Here is a 16,965-nt window from a genome sequence, read left to right on the forward strand (position 1 = left end):
TTGGCGAGAGGCGACCACCCCGACGAAATCCCGGGCCGCGAGTGCGGCCGGTATGGAGCGCTGGTGGATCCGTGCTCGGCTCCCCTCAGCCCCGCTCGTACGAGACGAGCGGAGGAGGCAACCGGCCGCCGTACCGAAGTGCGGCGGCGAGGTGAGGCTGTGCATGGTCTCCTTCGGGAACACGGGCTCCCGTTTCAGGCGTATGGAGACGTGACCTTTCGGTCTAAGCCCTCCGGTTGACCAGGGGTCCGGGTCCCTCGGCCCGCTCTGTCCCGGGCCCCTTGTCGTGCGCTCGCCCGGTTCGCTGAAGCGACCCGAACGAGAGGAACATGTATTACGTGTCCCTCATCTTGCAGAGAGGAGTTCGCCCCGTCAAGCCCTTCGGCTGTTTGAGTTCTGCGAGCCCCTCGCGCTCGATGTACCTACAGACTGGCGTCGGCGCGGACGACGATCGACTTCGCGGATGTACGACCCAGGTCGTCCTTGGCTACCGTGAAGTCGTACCAAGTCGTCCCACGGAGTCGGAGGTTGGACGTGGCGAACGAGCGACTGCGCGGCGCGATAGTGGACTTGGGCCTGACGCTCGACGAGGTCGCCCAACGGCTCGGGGTCGCGTTCAAGACGGTCGAACGATGGATCAACGAGCCTGAGCGCAAGCCATATCGCCGCTTCCAGTACGCGACGGCCTCGCTGTTGAAGTGCGAGGTGTCCTACCTGTGGCCCGACGAACGCACGTCAGCAGAGGTCACCGCCTCCGGCAACGCGGAGTTGGTCAGGCTCTATCCACACCGCTCCGTGGTGATGCAGACCCTCTGGACAGACCTCTACTCCAAGGCGCGGCGGCAGTTCGACGTGTTGGTGTACTCCGGCTTCTGGCTGACCGAAGATGCGACGTTCCACCGCATCGTGAAGGAGAAGTCAGCCGAAGGCGTGTCCATCCGCTTCCTGATGGGAGAGCCCACGTCGCCGGCGGTGGCCATGCGCGGGGACGACGAGGGGATCGGCGCGGCCATGGCAGCGAAGATCCGGAACGCCCTGGTCAACTACAGTCCGCTCTTCGGCCTTCCTGGCGTTGAGTTCCGGCTGCACAACACGACCCTCTACAACTCGATCTATCGAGCCGATGACGAGATGCTGGCCAACGGCCACATCTACGGCGTCGGCGCCTACATGGCCCCTGTGCTGCACCTGCGACGCGTGCCCGGCGGTGAACTCTTCGACGCCTACGCTGAGAGCGTGGAACGGGTCTGGGAATCAGCCCGCCCGATCTCCTCACCTACCGAATGGGAAGGCGTGCACTGATGAGCCGGATCGACTACTTCCGCGACCCAAGCGCCCCTAAGGCCAACTCGGTAGTCCCCTCGGTCACGGCCGTTGTCCGGGACGACTCGGGGCGGTTGCTGCTCATCCACAAGACCGACAACGACCTGTGGGCACTGCCCGGCGGCGGCCACGACATCGGCGAACGCATCGCTGACACCGTCGTCCGTGAGGTCTTGGAAGAGACCGGCATCGACGTTGAGGTAGACAGCATCGTCGGTCTCTACACCGACCCTGAACATGTGCTGGCGTACGACGACGGAGAGGTCCGGCAACAGTTCTCCATCTGCTTCCGAGCCCACCCCATCGGCGGTTCCCTGCGTACGAGCAGCGAGTCAAAAGAGGTCCGCTGGGTCAACCCAGCGGACCTTGACGGACTGGAGATCCACCCGTCGATGATGCTGCGCATCCGCCACGGTCTCGACGACTCGCGGCGAGAGCCCTACATCGGCTGATCGTCGGCAGAGACCTGCGCCAACCGGCCCTCAACACGCTTCGACGCTGCGTGGATCTCGGGAGCCGCGCGCTGAATGAACCGCCCGACGATCGTGTCCGGACCGTATCGCTGCACGATCTCGTCCAGCCGCTCGGCCGGCGTGGTCTGCGTCCCGTCGGGCGTCGTCGTCATGTCGCAGTACAGCAGGGCGTCAACAAGGTCCGGACGCTCTAGCTCGAACTCCCCTTCAAGCTCCTGCCTCAGTCCGCGCTCTTCGGCTTCCAGCAGGGCGCAAGAGTGGTGAGCCACGAGACGAACGACCCGCTCGTCTGCCTTTTCCTGGTCCCGGAGGAACCGCGCGCCGTCCAGCGGGTGAAAGCCGGTGGTCGCGATCGTCGGCGAGTATCCGATGTCATGCAGCACCGCGGCAGCTTCCAGCAACTCGGCATCGTCGCCCATGATCGGGCCCAAGGAGCGAGCGCGCTTGGCGACCCCCAACGAGTGCGCCCACCGACGCGGGAGCGGATCGGACAGCAGCGATTCGGAGAGCGAGTACGCCCACTCAGTCAGTCCCATGGCGGCCAAGACTACGGCCGGACGGTGGGCGTCGGGAGAGCGCGCACGGTTCGCCCCTTGCCGTGAACCGTGGCGAGCAGGCCGTTTCCCTCCATCTGGGCAAGGACACGACGCACGGCCGTACGAGACGCGCCGAACCGCTCACAGAGCTTCGCTTCGGACGGGTACGTGTCGCCCACCGACAGCGAGTCCTCCGCGATCACGTCGGTCATACGCTCGGCGAGAGACCGGCGGTCCTCACCCCGAGCGACGCGCCACCCAATCCCGGGGGCCGACTCAACAAGGCCGTCGGCTTCGAGGACCTTGAGGGCGCGACGGATCGTGTTGCGGCCGACACCGTGCGACCGCATCATGTCGGCTTCCGACGGCAGGGTCTCGATGCCCTCCCCCTCTTCGATCTCGGTTCGCAGTGCCTCTGCGATGACCAGGTAGGTTCCGCGCGGACTGGCCTCCGGCACTTCCGCTCCTCTCGCGTCGCTCCATCGCTCAACGCCAAGGGTCCCACGGCCGATGGTGCGCAACCGGCCCATCTGCGGGCAACGGCTCCTGCACTCGGGGCATCAAAGCCCTCGCTTCTGCATGTCCGCCCACCTCAGTTTGATGGGAACCATGGTGTTCATCCCAGCCTCGAAACTAACGTCCATTGGTTCAGCGCAGCGCGTTTCTCCATTCTCTCCGCGCTCAACCATTGAAACCAGTTCCGCGTGACGCCCGTCCCGAGTAACCGCGTAGACAGTAAGGCATTCCATCCTGTCAAGACGGTCGCGCGCCGGAAAGAAAACGGTATTCAACTCCTTTTCTTTTGCTGTTTGATTTGCAATCCAAGACTCCCCGATGATCACAATCCCATCCGCCCGCGTCGATTCGACAAGGTCGGCGAGTCTTTCGAAAGTGAGAATCTTTTGTTGCTGGTCATGGAATTCTAGGGCTTGCACTGCCACTTGCTGCTGTCCGCGATAGAGGAGAGCGAAGGTGCCATGAAAACCATCCCGCTCCATCACGGTGCGAGCCATCGCCATAAATCCGGGGACATTCTCGATCGCCCCAGACTCCGGGTATGCAAGCTCTCCGTAGCGGGCGGCCGCAACTTCCAACTTCTCTGGATCAAGCTCAAACGGCTCGGTCTCTTCCTCAATGAAACCGCCCGACATAGAGACATGCGTCTGCAAATCTGACTGCGCGACGTGCATGCAGGGGAGACGCATTGAGCTATCTGTGAGTTTCGACGTAACGCATTCCAAGGACCGATCGGGAAGGTCGCATCGTTCAATACCAAACGCCTCATGAGCGGTCCACAAGAGCCGCTCCAGACGGGAATAGGCCTCAGACGTTGCGGCCAGTAGCTCCCAATCAGGAAGCGCTTTGTCAACCCATCGCCGCTTGAGCGTGACGGTACCCACGGGCGGAACGCCATTACGGTGGAGAGTCATGAGAATCTCGGGCGTGGTCTTCCGCGGAGGAAATGAGGCCGTGCCTTCCGCGCGTTGAAGCCAGTCTCTAATCCAGATCACCCGACAGCTACTAAGGAGCTCTAGATCCGATTCTTTAGTGATCCTATTGCGAGACTTGACGACCCACTTCATGATTTCACTACTTCCTGCGGACTGCTGGAACTGCGGATACCAAGTTCCAAAATCAGGGATGACCGCCTTCTGCTTTTGAAGCAGCCACGTAACGTTCCTCAGATTGGGCACGAGAGAGTTCAAGTTGAGCCTGAACTCGTCCGGGTCGTAATACGACTCATGCAGCAAATGCCACTGCGCGTGGCAATCCATCAGCCGTCTGTGGGCGTCGGGCACCGGGCAGGGTTGAACGGAGTCCTCAGTCATGAATGGAGTATAGGCCCATATTAATGGACCACGAGGGTGATTTGACATTTGCGGCAGATGATCCATGAAACGGTGCATCCGACTCACGCGTTCCGGTCGTCAGGGCAAGGCAGAGCGGCAGCCGTCGCCCCTCGATCGGGCATGAAGGGCACAACAGCAAGAGGCCCGGACAAGATGCCCGGGCCCTCACAGTTCACCTACCTAAACGACTAGCATCTACGCGCGTCGCTCCCCCTGCTGAAGAAACGGCCTCACAAAGAGAGAGACCGTCACCCTCGGCACAGTGCGTAACTTATTGCACCATTCGGGGACTCTCTTGATTTAAGCGAAGCTTCCGTGAGCGAAAGTCGAGGACATTCGCTTGTCCGGCTCCCCCATGTGAAGCAGAAGGCGGTGGAGAGTCCGCCTTCACCTTCTCAGGCGTAGGCGCAATTGAGCGAAGAACCGTAGGAGGAATAGCCAGTTTCTCGGCAGCAGGGACATACGGCTTAACCCCGAATTGATGGGTCAACAGCGTCCACAGGAGAAGTGGCTCTTCCTGGCCAACATGAACAGGCTCTTGCTTGCGCCAGCCACGCTGAGAAAGCTGTACATAAAGTGAACGCTTTCTCGTTTCGTCGATAACGCCGACGGCCGCACCTCGCATAATCAAGGACTGAATAGACACACCCCAATTGGCCTTGAGGCGCGCATATTCAGTCAGTGTCATGCGTTCCGAGATTGCCTCTATTGCGCGCTCACGTGGCACCAGCAACGCTGAGGCGAATTTGTTGGCTTCGCCCTCGGGGTCTCGCACCCGGGGGCGGAAAGTATGAAGCACTAGGTGCCCGACCTCGTGAGCCAGCGTGAAGCGGTCACGGTCACCGTGACTACCTGGGAAATACCCGATGAGAGCCACATCTCCAAGACCGCCCCAATACGAGACGCCGAAATGGTTACTCGTGGTCTGCTCTTCCCCTCCGGCCGGATCGTTCAGCACAATTGGAGCGACCGCAATGCCGCCTCGCTCCAACGCCCGAGTCAGGTGGGGGATAGGTAGGTCTGGCGCCAAGCGAAGCGCTTGCCGCGTCTCATTGGCTAGTTCTTCAATCTCCTCGTCAGTTACTTCGTCTGCCGTAGCGTACGGCAGAGGTGGGGTTGGATACCTCTCAGAGGTCAACATGTCCTCGGAGACTCGATAGCTCTCGCTGTAGAACGCGTGCACGCGCTTGGTCACCGTCCGCTTGGCAGAGGCCAGCTTCCGGAACCGAAGTGAGTCGAGGGGGACAGACTTCGGCTGAACGTAAAAGAATCCGAAGGGCGTCTCAGTCGCGTCGGCGATCATCTGAAGCTTGGTGTCGTCGTGGTCCTTGTAGCCGTTCTCGACCTCAGAAATCCACGACGCGCCAACTCCGGACATCTTCGACAGTTGGGCCTGAGTCAGGCCCAGTAGTTCTCGAAGCGTGCGTAGGCGTTCACCCGGAGATGCCGCCAGCACCGTAGGCATTGCCCTCCTCCTTGCTCGCAGGGATGTCCAGGTGGATACCTGCATCCGTAGGCCGGAACTCCAGATCACTCATGGCAGAGGCAGTCTGGGGCAACGGGAAGTCAATGTCGATCTTCTCCTTCCGACCGTACTTCCACTCGCCGATCGGGCGCACCACGCGGAACGCCGGCGCACCCGTCTCGGCGTCGAGGCGCCACAGGACGAGCAGGCGATCGTTGGCGGGACCCCAGAGGGGTTCCATGCCCTCGAAGATGGACAACGGGTCGTTGGCGTAGAAGGCACGCCGTTCGGCGTTGCGCCCCGGCGGAGGCACGTCCTTCTCCGAAGGAGCGTGCAGGACGCGAGCCCTGTAGCTGCCGTCCGACACCCACAGCTCTCCGTTGCGACGGTGCTTGCCGGTGAGCTTCCAAACTCCGAGTTCCGCCCTGCTCAGGTACAGATGGGCGCGGCCACGGACGTTGTGCGTGGTGAGCCAGACGTAGTCACGGCCGGTCAGATCGTCGTTGCGCTTCTTGTTCTCTTCGCCTGCGCGCGCGAACGCGTCGTGCAGGGGCTCGCACAGATCCGTCATGGCACCGCGGATCCGCTCCACCTCGGCATTAACCATGTCCGCGAAAATATCACGTAGAAAATTAAGGGTCTAGCGGTCGTGGCGCACATCACCACAGGAGCTACCGGGTCCAGTGGAGCAGACGGCACTGACAACGCCGCCCGAGCTGGACGAGCCGACAATGCAACCGCCTGCGGACGCCCCGTGAGCCCCGCCCACGTCCTGCGGTGACGTGCTCGCTGTGTGACTAACTGCGTGACAACGCCCCCGCACATCCACGTACGTCCACGCACGCCGAGGCACTGTCGCAGCAGGTCACTGACACAGTCCCTGCTAGCCCCGAGACCAAGATTGCTTCGGGACGAAGAGGTCGTGGGTTCAAATCCCGCCACCCCGACGCTGTACAGAGGGCCTGGTGTGTAGGTTGCGCCGGGTCCTTTGTCGTGTTCTGGGGGCCGATGAGTTTGGGTGGGGTGGGGAGTCTCTTCTTCGGTGACGCCGTTTCGGCTCGACTGGAGAGGTTCGATATGACCGCCGTTGTGAAGGGTCCCGCCAGTTACTTTCCGTCCATCGAGAAGAAGTACGGGCGGCCGATCCCGGAGTGGATGGGGCTGATCCGGGGGGCTGGGCTCAGTAAGCACATGGAGCTGGTGGGGTGGCTCAAGGCGGAGCACGGGGTGGGGCACGGGCATGCCAATGCTCTGGTGGCGTACGCCCTTGCCGACGGGGACAAGCAGGGTTAGGGGGCTCACGTTTCGTCGTACGGGTCCTCCGGGAGTGGTGTCGGGGTTGCCCTCGTCACCTTCAGGTAGGGGATGGGGGCGCCGTTCACCGGGTCTTTCGTGGTGCGGGGGGTGTAGGTGCCCGTCACGCGTAGCCAGGTGTCCGGGCGGAGTACCGGGGGGACCTGGCCCGTCAGGGCGACCTTGATCGGCTGGGCGTCCGCCGCGCAGCAGTTCAGGGTCATGCGGACCAGGTAGGGGGTGCCGGAGGGAGACAGGGCTACGAAGCCGGTGATCTCCACGCGGCGGTTCTGCAGGGTGCGGCCCTGGTCGTAGACCGCTCTCGCCGCGTAGTCCGGCAGGGAGAGGGGGGTGGGGTCGTGCGGCGGCAACTGTTCGTAGCCGTACGGCTCTTGCAGGGCCGTGCCGGTGCGGAGCGCGCTGTACGAGCCCAGGGCCGGTGGGGCCACCAGGATCAGGGCCAGGACCGGAAGGGTCAGCAGCCAGCTGATGCGGGGTTCCGGGTGGGTGGGCGGCGTGGGGGCCTTGCGTTCGTACCAGACCGTGGCCAGGGCCGCCGCGATCAGGATGGCCGCGGAGAGCAGGAGCAGCGGGCGCAGGCCGGATTTCACGTAACGGAGGTACAGGTCCGTCGTCCCGGCGTGCAGCAGTGACGCGCCCAGCAGGAACAGGAGGGCCGCCTGGGCCTGGCGCTTCACAGGAGCACCGCGCCGGTCGCCGTCGAGACCGCCACCGCCACCACGAAGGTGGTCGGAGCGAAGCGCAGGGCGAAGGCGCGGCCGAAGGTGCCCGCCTGCATCACGAAGAGCTTCAGGTCGATCATGGGGCCCACGACCAGGAAGGTGAGCCTGGCCGTCAGGGAGAAGTGGGTCAGGGACGCCGCCACGAACGCGTCCGCCTCCGAGCAGAGGGAGAGCAGTACGGCCAGCACCGCCAGGGCGAGGATCGCCAGCGGTGGGTTGGACGCCAGCTGCCGCAGCCATGTCTCCGGTGCCGCCGCCTTCAAGGTCGCCGCCGCCATCGCGCCCACCACCAAAAAGCCGCCGGCGTGCATCACGTCGTGCCGGACCGAGCCCCAGAAGGCGGCTCCCCTGGTCTGCCCCTCGTGGGACGAGCGGGTCGGTGGGCGCAGCCAGTCCGTGCGGCCCAGGCGCAGCCACAGCCAGCCCATCGCGCAGGCCGTCACCAGGCTCGCCAGCAGACGGGCCAGGACCATTTCCGGGGTGCCGGGGAAGGCCACCGCCGTCGAGGTCAGGACGATCGGGTTGATCGCGGGCGCCGAGAGGAGGAAGGCCAGGGCGGCGGCCGGGGTCACTCCCCGGCGGACCAGTGCGCCCGCCACGGGGACCGACGCGCACTCGCAACCCGGCAGCACCGCTCCCGCCGCTCCCGCCACCGGGACCGCCAGGGCCGGGCGGGCGGGGAGGGCCCGGGCGAAGAACGCCGGGGGGACGAACACCGCGATCACCGCCGAAAGCAGCACGCCCAGCACCAGGAAGGGCAGGGCCTGGACCATGACCGCCACGAAGACCGTCGTCCAGCTCTGCATCACCGGGGCGGACAGGGCTCCGCGCAGGGGGTTCTGCAGGAGGACGGCGAGCAGCAGCAGCGTGATGAGGAGCAGGGGCGCGGACTGGCGGCCTTCGTCCTGGTCGGGGGGTCGGGGGCGGGTGGTGGTCGCCACGGGCGGTCGCGTCCCTCCGGTGGGCTCTTGCTCGTCTTCCTCCCCTCTTCTACGGGGAGTTGGCGTTCTTTGTTCAGGTGGATGCTGGAACCACCTGTCCCGGTGAGGCAGTCTTTCCCCTCGTGGTGAGCGTTCCGAGTCAGGGTCAGCCGGGTGGTGCGCCGGCCGCGCACATGGTGGTGTGCGGTGACGACGGGCTCGCGCATCGGCTCGCCGCCGAACTGCGGGGCGTCTACGGCGAACAGGTCACGCTCGTCGTACCGCCCTCCGAGCGGGAGGTGCGGCCGCCGGTGGTCGGGCGGGCGCGGGCCGCTTCGGCCGCGCTGCTCGACCGGGTGGTCAGCGCCGCGGTGAGCCGGGCGGCGGGGAACGGGACTGCGGGGAACGGGACTGCGGGGGGCGGGACTGCGGGGAACGGGGCGCCGGTCGGCAGCGCGCGGGTCGTGGAGGCCGCCGAGGTCACGGAGGCGGTGCTGGCGGACATCGGGGTGGAGCGGGCCGCCGCGCTCGCGCTCGTCTTCGACGACGACGAGACCAACATTCGCGCCGCCCTGACCGCGCGGCGGCTCAATCCCCGGCTGCGGCTCGTTCTACGGCTCTACAACCGGCGGTTGGGGCAGCACATCGAGGAACTCCTCGATCAGGCGGCCGCGTTGGCCACGGGGGACGGTGTCTCCGACGCCTCCACCGTCGTACTGTCGGACGCCGACACCGCCGCTCCCGCGCTGGTCGCGACCGCGCTCGTCGGGACCAGCAAGGTGGTGCAGACCGACGGGTTACTGCTGCGGGCGGTCGAGCGGCAGCCGGGCGGGGACGGGCGGGTGGCGGCGGGCGGGCTGGCCACCTTGGCGTTGCTCTCCGGGCCGGGGAACGATGCCGGTGGTGCCGAGAGCGGGGAGCAGGGGCCGCTGTTGCTGCCCGACGGGGCGGCGGTGCGGGAGGCGCGGGGGCGGGGGGCCGTCGTGCTGGAGCAGGTGTCGTACTCGGGGCCTTCCATGTCGGGCGGGCGGGGGGTGGTGCCGGCGTTCGGGTCGCTGTTCTCGCGGCGGCTGCGGTGGTCGTTGGCGGGGCTGGTGGGGTGTGTGTTCGCGCTGGCCGGGGCGTTGACCGTGGCCACGGGGGATCATCCGCTGCACGCCACGTACGAGACGCTGCTCGATCTCTTCGCCATCAATGAGCCGGCGCTGCAGGAGTCGACGGGGCGGCAGGTGCTGCAACTCCTTTCCGGGTTGCTGGGGTTGCTGTTGTTGCCGGTGTTGTTGGCGGCGGTGCTGGAGGCGCTCGGGACCTTTCGGAGTGCCTCCGCGCTGCGGAAGCCGCCACGGGGGCTGAGCGGGCATGTGGTGCTGCTCGGGCTGGGGAAGATCGGGACGCGGGTGCTGACGCGGCTGCGGGAGCTGCATGTTCCGGTGGTGTGCGTCGAGGCCGATCCGGAGGCTCGGGGGATGGCTACGGCTCGGCGGTTGCGGGTGCCTGTGGTGCTGGGGGATGTCACGCAGGAGGGGGTGCTGGAGGCGGCGAAGGTTCATCGGGCGCATGCGTTGCTGGCGGTGACCAGTGCGGATACGACGAACCTGGAGGCTGTGCTGGCGGCGCGGTCGGTCCGGCCCGACTTGCGGGTGGTGCTGCGGCTGTACGACGACGACTTCGCGACCGCCGTGTACCGGACGCTGCGGGCGGCGCATCCGTCCGCCTCCACTCGGAGCCGGAGCGTGACGCATCTGGCGGCGCCCGCCTTTGCCGGGGCGATGATGGGGCGGCAGATTCTGGGCGCGATTCCGGTCGAGCGGCGGGTGTTGCTGTTCGCGGCCGTGGAGGTGGGCGGGCTTCCGCAGTTGGAGGGGCGGACTGTGGGGGAGGCGTTTCGGGCGGGGGCCTGGCGGGTGTTGGCGTTGGATACGGCGGTGGGGGGTGCGGAGGGATCGGGGCCGGGGTCGGGTTCGGGGCCGGGTTCTGGTCCTGTTTCGGGTGCCCGTTCTGGTCCTGTTTCGGGTGCCGGTTCTCAGGGTGGGGGCGGGGATTGGGGTGGGTGGGGGTCTGGGGGGATCGGACGGGCTGGGGGGTCCGGGGGGACCGGGGGGTCTGGGCTGGTGTGGGATCTGCCTGACACGTATGTCCTGCGTGGGGAGGACCGGGTGGTGCTGGCTGCTACGCGGAGGGGGCTGGCGGAGTTGCTGGGGCCGAGGCGGTGGGAGTCGGCGGGGGCGTGAGCGGGGGGTCGGGGCTGGTGGGTTCGGTCGCTTTGTAGGTGCGGTGCGTGCCGGGTGCGTGCGGGTGGCCGCCGGGTGGGACGCGCGGTCGGGTGCTGGCGAGGTGCCGCTGCGTCGGGGGCACCGGCGGGTGGGACGCGCGGCCCGGCGCTGACGGGGTGCCGCTGCGCCCACCCGTGCCGCCCCAGCGGCACGACTGCCCGCAGCTGGGCGGGTAGGGCTGGGCTGCGGCAGCGGCGGGCGGGTGTGGGTGGTCCGCAGCACCGCAGGCCATACGGCGGCGGCTCCCGGGTGCGCCCTCGATGCGGCGGTACGACTGCCCGCGCGGTACGACTGCCCGCAGCTGGGCAGGTACGGCTGGCCTGCGGCTGCGGCGGGTGCGGGCAATGCGCACCGGCGGCGAGTGTGGCTGGTCCGCAGCCCCAGGCCATACGGTGGCCGCTCTCGGGTGCGCCCCGACGCGGCGGCACGACTGCCCGCAGCTAGGGGGGTACCGCTGGCCTGCGGCAGCGGCGGGTGCGGGCGACGCGCAGCCGCAGACGGCCTGGGTGGTCCGCGGCCGCGCAGGTCGTACGGCGGGCGTTGCCGGGTGGGTTCCGCGCAGGGGCATCGCTGAGTGCAGTTACGCGGGTGCGGGCAATGCGCAGTGCGGCGGGTTGGCTGCCCGCGCAGTCCCGCAAGCCGTGCGGCGGCCGCTCTCGGATGAGCGTCGGCGCAGGTTGCTGCCGGGTGGGCGTGGCCTCAGCTTTGCTACTGCCTGCAGGGGTGGCCGGCGCAGGTGGCGGGTGGCGTGGCTGCCTGCGGGCCTCGTGGTGGCCCCGCCCCAGCGGCAGCTCTGGCCGTGGGGCGGGGTGGGGTTGTCAGGGGGTCAGGTGGCGGGCTGCGAAGTCGAGTTCCAGGCGTACTTGTTTGATGCGTTCGTCGACTACGAGGGAGCCGTGGCCGGCGTCGTAGCGGTAGACCTCGTGGGGTGCGCCGCGGGATGCCAGGCGTTGTACGTAGTTGTCGATCTGGCGGATCGGGCAGCGGGGGTCGTTCACGCCTGCGGAGATGTAGACGGGGGCCTTTACGTTGTCCACGTAGGTGAGGGGGGAGGATGCCTCGAAGCGGTCCGGGACCTCCTCGGGGGTGCCGCCCAGGAGGGTGCGGTCCAGGGCCTTCAGCGCTTCCATCTCGTCGTGGTAGGCCGTGACGTAGTCCGCCACCGGGACCGCCGCGATGCCCAGGGCCCAGGCGTCCGGCTGGGTGCCCAGGCCGAGCAGGGTGAGGTAGCCGCCCCAGGAGCCGCCGGTGAGGATCAGGCGGGCGGGGTCGGCCAGGCCGGAGGAGACCGCCCACTGCCGGACCGCCTCGATGTCCTCCAGTTCGATCAGGCCCACCCGGTGCTTCAGGGCGTCCGTCCAGGCCCGGCCGTAGCCCGTCGAGCCCCGGTAGTTGACCCTGATGACCGCGTAGCCGTGGTCGACCCAGGCCGCCGGGCCCGCGGCGAAGGAGTCGCTGTCGTGCCAGGTCGGGCCGCCGTGGATGTCGAAGACCGTGGGGAGGGGGCCGCCGGTGTGGTTGGCCGGCTTCTGGATCAGGGCGTGGATCCGGCCGCCGGGGCCCTCCACCCAGACGTCCTCCACCGGCACCGAGCCCGGCGACTTCATTCCCGGCGGGTCCAGGACCACCTCGCCGGTCGTCGAGCGGACCGTCGACGGCTCGGCCGCCGAGGACCACAGGAACTCGACGGTGCCGTCGGGGCGGGCCGTCGCGCCCGAGACCGTGCCCTGGGGCGTGGGGATCCTGGCCAGCTCGTGGGTGGTGAGGTCGTAGCGGAAGAGCTCGCTGCGGGCCTCGTGGCTGTGCGCCACCAGCAGGCCCGAGCCGTCCGGGTACCACTCGGCGCTCACATCGCCGGGGAGGTCCAGGGACAGGTCCGTCTCCTCGCCCGTCGCCACGTCCCACACCAGCGGTTCCCAGCGGCCGCGGCGCTGGTGGCCGACGAGGAGACGGGTGTCGCCGTCGACCGGGGCGAAGCCCAGCACCTCCAGGCCCAGCTCCACGGTGCCGCCCCGGGTGTCGTCCAGTTCGGCGACCGCGGAGCCGTCCGGGCGCAGGACGCGCAGGGCGGAGTGCATCGCGTCGCCGTGCTCCGTGTGCTCGACGGCGATCAGCGAACCGTCGTGGGAGAGGTCGCCGACGCCCGCGGACTCGCGGTGGCGGTAGATCTCCGCCGGGGGTTCGCCGGTGCGGGCGACATGGATCGTGGTGCCCTCGTCGTCCGTCGAGCGGCCCACGATCGCCGTACGACCGTCTCGGCCGAGGGCCAGGCCCGCCGGGTAGGAGGCGTCCAGGCCCGGGGTCGCCAGCTCGTCCTCGCCACCCGTGAAGGCCTGGCGGCGCCACACGCCGAACTCGTCGCCGTCCTTGTCGTCGAACCACCAGATCCAGGCGCCGTCCGGGGAGAGCACGCCGTCCGTCGTGCCGTTCGGGCGGTTGGTCACCTGGCGCTGCTCGCCCGTGGCGCGGTCCCAGGCGTACAGCTCGTACGTCCCCGTCGCGTTCGACACGAACAGGGAACGGTCCGGGGCGTCCTCCGCCCAGTCCGGCAGGGACACCCTGGGCGCCCGGAAGCGCTTCTCCCAGTCCGGCATGTCCCGGTTCTGCTGCTGATCCGGCGCGGCGGACCCGTTGCTCTCAGTCATGGCCCCATAGTGCCTGGCCGGACCGACAGCGCGCTGGCCCGGTCCTCAGCCTGTGGATAACTTCCGTGGACGGCGCCCGCCGCGGCGTTGTCAGTGGTGGGGTGCACACTGCGGGACATGACCGAATTGCGGAAGACCGTCGAGGGGCTCTGGGCGGCGGCGGAGCGAGCGCGGGCTGATCCCGGGGTCACGGACTTCTGGCCCGAGCCGTACGAGCCGCCCGCGGGCCGGGGTCATCTCGCCGAGCGGTTCTGACCCCGCGGCTCGGGGGGTGGGGTGGTGCCCGTACCGTGGTGGCGTGTACCGGTTTCTGCTGACGCCCCGTTGGTGGGGGATCAACGTCTTCGTGCTGCTCGCCATCCCCTTCTGCATCTTCATGGGGTCCTGGCAGCTCAGCCGGTTCGAGGAACGGGTGGCGGACCACCAGGGGGCCGAGGCGCGGGCCGCGTCGGACAAGCGGGAGGCTGCTCGGCCCCTTGCCGAGATGCTGCCTGTGGACAAGTCGACGGTGGGGAAGCAGGTCACGGCGACCGGGCGGTACGGGACGCAGCTGCTGGTGCCGGATCGGGAGCTGGACGAGCGGCGGGGGTTCTACGTCGTGACGCTGCTGCGGACCTCCGGGGGCTCGGCTCTGCCGGTGGTTCGGGGGTGGCTGCCCGGGGATGCCGATGCTGCGAAGGTGCCGGCCGCGCCGTCAGGAGTGGTGACGGTGACGGGGGCCTTGCAGGCGTCCGAGCAGCCTGGGGAGAACGGGGTGCCTGGGCAGGGCGGGTTGCCTGCGGGGCAGGCCGGGGCGATCAGTGCGGCGTCCTTGGTGAACCTTGTGCCCTACGACGTGTACGACGCGTGGGTGACCCTGAATGAGGGCGACGGGGGGATGAAGGCCGTGCCGGTGAGTGCGCCGGGGGGCTCCGGGTTGGATCTGAAGGCGTTCCAGAACCTCGGGTATACCGGGGAGTGGTTTGTCTTCGCCGGGTTCGTGGTCTTCATGTGGTTCCGGTTGTTCCGGCGTGAGGTGGAGTTCGCGCGGGATGCGGAACTCGGGCTGGTGCCGCGGGAGGATGAGGAGCGGGTAGGCGTGTGAGCGGCCCCGGGGGGCGCTCGCCCTCGCTGGTGGAGTGCCGCTGCGTAAGGGGGACCGCGGGGGAGAACGCGCGGCCCGGCGCTGACGGGGTGCCGCTGCGCCCACCCGTGCCGCCCCAGCGGCACGACTGCCCGCAGCTAGGCGGACACGGCTGGCCCGCAGCGGCGGCAGGTACGGAAACCGAAGTCCCACCGCTAGGCGGATACGGCTGTGAGCGGCAGCGGTGGCCGGTACGGCCGTCCGGCCGGCCTACGAGTCCGCTGCCTGGCGACCCCGCCCCCGGTGGCCACACCGCAAGAACAGCACGGCGGCCGGCTCGGTCGGCCAAGCGAGTGCGGCTCCCTCGCCGCAGCCGCACACCGCAACCCGCCCCGCCCCGCCCCGCCCCGCCGTGAATCCTGCCGCCCCGCCGGAGGCCTACGCCCCGGCCAGTACCCCGGTCCAGTACACCGTCCCCGCGCAGGCCCCCGTGATGGTTGCCTGGGCGGTGGGGGCGCCCGGTTCCGCCGTGTTGGTGACCGTCACCGTGCCGTCCGTCGTGCCGTCCTCGGTGAGGAGCTGGGTGGACATGCCTCCGTCGGTGCCGGTCGCGGTGCCCTCGGTCGTGCCCGTGCCGGTGGACGGGCTGGGGTCCGGGGTCGGGTCGCCGCCCCCTCCGACCGTGCCGCCCGAGTTCTCGCCCGTGGTGGAGCAGGCCTCCGAGGCGACCCAGGCGAACTTGACCTCGTACGACGCACCCGGCTTGAGCAGCAGGGAGGTCAGTTCGAGGGAGGGGTCGGGCAGGGCCGTGGCCGGGTCGCCGGAGATGTGCCGGGCCGTGGAGATCTTCGTCGGGTCCGCCGCGCCGCCCGCCACCGCGCTCAGCGAGCCGGGGTTGGTGACCGTGCAGTCCACGAGGGAGGAGTTGGTGAAGCGGAACGTGCCGTAGACCGTGCCCGCGCCGTCCGGCGCGTCCGCGCCCGCCGCGGCGACCGCCAGCTGCTCCGCCGTACAGAGGGCCGCGCCCGTGCCGGTGGTCACCGCCGGGTCGGCCGAGCCGCCGGAGTCGGCGCCGCCGTCGTCGCCCTTGCCCTCGTTCTCCTTCTCCTCGTTCTCCTTGCCCTTGTCCTCGGTCTTCTCCGAGGAGCCGCCGGCCGAGTCTTTGCCGGTGTCGGGGTCCACGCCCTGGCTGGCGCCGCCCTGTGTCTGGGTGCCGTGGCCCGCCACGGAGGGGTTGGCGCCCGGGCCGGTCGTCTGCGAGACGTGCACCAGCGCCGGGACCGCCGTCCCCACGAAGAGGGCCGCCGCGGCCATGCCGACGAGGGCCTGCCGCTTGCGGGCCCGCCGGGCGGGCACCGCCCGCCGCAGATGGTCCAGTGTGCCGTCGCGCGGCTCGATCTCCTGCACCGCGTCGTGCAGCAGCCTGCGCAGGTCCAGATCGTCCGAGTCGAGCCCGGGCGGGCTCTGGCCGTCGGGGCCGTGGTTCACAGTTCCGTTCCCAGCGTGCGATTGCTTCGGCGTCCGGTCCCCGTCCGGGACGCCCGGGTGACGCCGTCGTTCGTCATGGTCGCCGCTCATGCCGGCGCCTCCATCGCGACCCGCAGCGCCGCGATGCCGCGCGAGCCGTACGCCTTGACCGAGCCCAGCGATATGCCGAGCGTCTCGGCGACCTGTGCCTCGGTCATGTCCGCGAAGTAGCGCAGGACGAGGACCTCGCGCTGGCGGCGCTGCAGGCCCTTCATCGCCTTGATCAGGGAGTCGCGCTCCAGCTGGTCGTAGGCCCCTTCCTCCGCGCTCGCCATGTCCGGCATCGGCTTGGACAGGAGCTTCAGGCCGAGGATGCGCCGGCGCAGGGCCGAGCGGGAGAGGTTCACGACCGTCTGGCGCAGGTACGCCAGGGTCTTCTCCGGGTCTCTGACCCGCTTGCGCGCCGAGTGGACGCGGATGAACGCCTCCTGGACGACGTCCTCGCAGGAGGCGGTGTCGTCGAGGAGGAGCGCCGCGAGGCCCAGCAGCGACCGGTAGTGGGCGCGGTAGGTCTCGGTGAGATGGTCGACCGTCGTACCGGCGGCCGCCGCGTCCTCGCCGTACTCGGCGCCGTCACGCTGACTGGGGATGCGGGTCGGCCGCGCTGCGGGCATGGGCGCGATCACCGGCATGCCGCCGGGCGTGCCGGGCATGCGGGTGCGACGGGAAGGGCGCGGGGGCCGTAGGGCCGTGCCGCGCGTCGCCGCATGAAAGTCGAGTACCTCTGCCACGCCTGTTGGACACGCTTCCCCCCAAGAGGGTTGTACGTGCCGGACGTCACGTTTGTGTCAGGCAGCACGACTGACGGCGCCTCAGATGCACTCATGCGTCCCGCTCTTCCCCTATGTCCCATA

Annotated in this window: 16 protein-coding genes; 6 read left to right on the top strand and 10 right to left on the bottom strand. The window is 68.7% G+C overall.

Annotated features, from left to right (window positions below):
* The first annotated feature begins 534 nt into the window (after nt 1-534).
* Both ACWD1Z_RS14025 and ACWD1Z_RS14030 read left to right on the top strand, forming a co-directional pair.
* On the top strand, nt 535-1,302 hold the full coding sequence (locus ACWD1Z_RS14025) for a helix-turn-helix domain-containing protein (RefSeq protein ID WP_451118484.1): 768 nt from the start codon (nt 535-537) through the stop codon (nt 1,300-1,302).
* A complete protein-coding gene (locus tag ACWD1Z_RS14030) occupies nt 1,302-1,775 on the top strand; it encodes an NUDIX domain-containing protein (protein WP_451118486.1) in 474 nt (157 codons plus the stop codon). Before ACWD1Z_RS14025 ends, ACWD1Z_RS14030 begins: the two co-directional genes overlap by 1 nt.
* On the opposite strand, the gene ACWD1Z_RS14035 is transcribed toward ACWD1Z_RS14030, so the two are convergent.
* From ACWD1Z_RS14035 to ACWD1Z_RS14055, 5 genes are all read right to left on the bottom strand, one after another.
* The gene (locus tag ACWD1Z_RS14035; protein WP_451118487.1) at nt 1,763-2,332 is read right to left on the bottom strand and encodes an HD domain-containing protein; all 570 of its coding nucleotides are present in this window, start codon (nt 2,330-2,332) and stop codon (nt 1,763-1,765) included. The genes ACWD1Z_RS14030 and ACWD1Z_RS14035 overlap by 13 nt on opposite strands.
* An 11-nt stretch (nt 2,333-2,343) precedes the next feature.
* Nucleotides 2,344-2,790 carry a GntR family transcriptional regulator gene (locus ACWD1Z_RS14040; RefSeq protein ID WP_125528105.1) on the bottom strand — a complete coding sequence of 149 codons (447 nt, stop codon included), beginning with the start codon at nt 2,788-2,790 and terminating at the stop codon, nt 2,344-2,346.
* Nucleotides 2,791-2,892: 102 nt separating this feature from the next.
* Nucleotides 2,893-4,161 carry a hypothetical protein gene (locus tag ACWD1Z_RS14045; protein ID WP_451118489.1) on the bottom strand — a complete coding sequence of 423 codons (1,269 nt, stop codon included), beginning with the start codon at nt 4,159-4,161 and terminating at the stop codon, nt 2,893-2,895.
* Nucleotides 4,162-4,453: 292 nt separating this feature from the next.
* A complete protein-coding gene (locus ACWD1Z_RS14050) occupies nt 4,454-5,647 on the bottom strand; it encodes a helix-turn-helix domain-containing protein (protein WP_451118491.1) in 1,194 nt (397 codons plus the stop codon).
* Nucleotides 5,616-6,254 carry a hypothetical protein gene (locus ACWD1Z_RS14055; RefSeq protein ID WP_451118492.1) on the bottom strand — a complete coding sequence of 213 codons (639 nt, stop codon included), beginning with the start codon at nt 6,252-6,254 and terminating at the stop codon, nt 5,616-5,618. The genes ACWD1Z_RS14050 and ACWD1Z_RS14055 overlap by 32 nt, the downstream gene beginning before the upstream one ends.
* 470 nt (nt 6,255-6,724) lie before the next feature.
* Here ACWD1Z_RS14055 and ACWD1Z_RS14060 point away from each other — a divergent pair, with 470 nt between their 5' ends.
* A complete protein-coding gene (locus tag ACWD1Z_RS14060) occupies nt 6,725-6,940 on the top strand; it encodes a DUF4287 domain-containing protein (protein WP_451118493.1) in 216 nt (71 codons plus the stop codon).
* Between the two features lie 5 nt (nt 6,941-6,945).
* On the opposite strand, the gene ACWD1Z_RS14065 is transcribed toward ACWD1Z_RS14060, so the two are convergent.
* Both ACWD1Z_RS14065 and ACWD1Z_RS14070 read right to left on the bottom strand, forming a co-directional pair.
* Nucleotides 6,946-7,638 (bottom strand): TIGR03943 family putative permease subunit, encoded by a 693-nt coding sequence (locus tag ACWD1Z_RS14065; RefSeq protein WP_451118495.1) that lies wholly within the window; start codon nt 7,636-7,638, stop codon nt 6,946-6,948.
* Entirely contained in the window at nt 7,635-8,624 is a 990-nt protein-coding gene (locus ACWD1Z_RS14070; protein ID WP_451118496.1) for a permease, read from the bottom strand. The genes ACWD1Z_RS14065 and ACWD1Z_RS14070 overlap by 4 nt, the downstream gene beginning before the upstream one ends.
* 173 nt (nt 8,625-8,797) lie before the next feature.
* On the opposite strand from ACWD1Z_RS14070, the gene ACWD1Z_RS14075 reads away from it, so the two are divergent.
* The gene (locus ACWD1Z_RS14075; protein WP_451118918.1) at nt 8,798-10,834 is read left to right on the top strand and encodes an NAD-binding protein; all 2,037 of its coding nucleotides are present in this window, start codon (nt 8,798-8,800) and stop codon (nt 10,832-10,834) included.
* 860 nt (nt 10,835-11,694) lie between these two features.
* Here the strand turns inward: ACWD1Z_RS14075 and ACWD1Z_RS14080 are convergent.
* Nucleotides 11,695-13,521, bottom strand: coding sequence for a prolyl oligopeptidase family serine peptidase (locus tag ACWD1Z_RS14080; protein WP_451118497.1), 1,827 nt, complete (start codon nt 13,519-13,521; stop codon nt 11,695-11,697).
* Nucleotides 13,522-13,638: 117 nt separating this feature from the next.
* Between ACWD1Z_RS14080 and ACWD1Z_RS14085 the strand changes: the two genes are divergently transcribed.
* Both ACWD1Z_RS14085 and ACWD1Z_RS14090 read left to right on the top strand, forming a co-directional pair.
* Nucleotides 13,639-13,776: a hypothetical protein gene (locus ACWD1Z_RS14085; protein WP_451118499.1), complete on the top strand. Its 138-nt coding sequence runs from the start codon at nt 13,639-13,641 to the stop codon at nt 13,774-13,776.
* A 43-nt stretch (nt 13,777-13,819) separates the two neighbouring features.
* Nucleotides 13,820-14,605, top strand: coding sequence for an SURF1 family protein (locus ACWD1Z_RS14090; RefSeq protein ID WP_451118501.1), 786 nt, complete (start codon nt 13,820-13,822; stop codon nt 14,603-14,605).
* Between the two features lie 417 nt (nt 14,606-15,022).
* Here ACWD1Z_RS14090 and ACWD1Z_RS14095 read toward each other — a convergent pair whose 3' ends face one another.
* Together ACWD1Z_RS14095 and ACWD1Z_RS14100 are read right to left on the bottom strand one after the other, a co-directional pair.
* A complete protein-coding gene (locus tag ACWD1Z_RS14095) occupies nt 15,023-16,072 on the bottom strand; it encodes a hypothetical protein (RefSeq protein WP_451118502.1) in 1,050 nt (349 codons plus the stop codon).
* 86 nt (nt 16,073-16,158) lie between these two features.
* On the bottom strand, nt 16,159-16,764 hold the full coding sequence (locus tag ACWD1Z_RS14100; RefSeq protein ID WP_451118504.1) for a SigE family RNA polymerase sigma factor: 606 nt from the start codon (nt 16,762-16,764) through the stop codon (nt 16,159-16,161).
* Nucleotides 16,765-16,965: the final 201 nt, after the last annotated feature.

Source organism: Streptomyces sp. NPDC002784 (genome assembly GCF_053592135.1).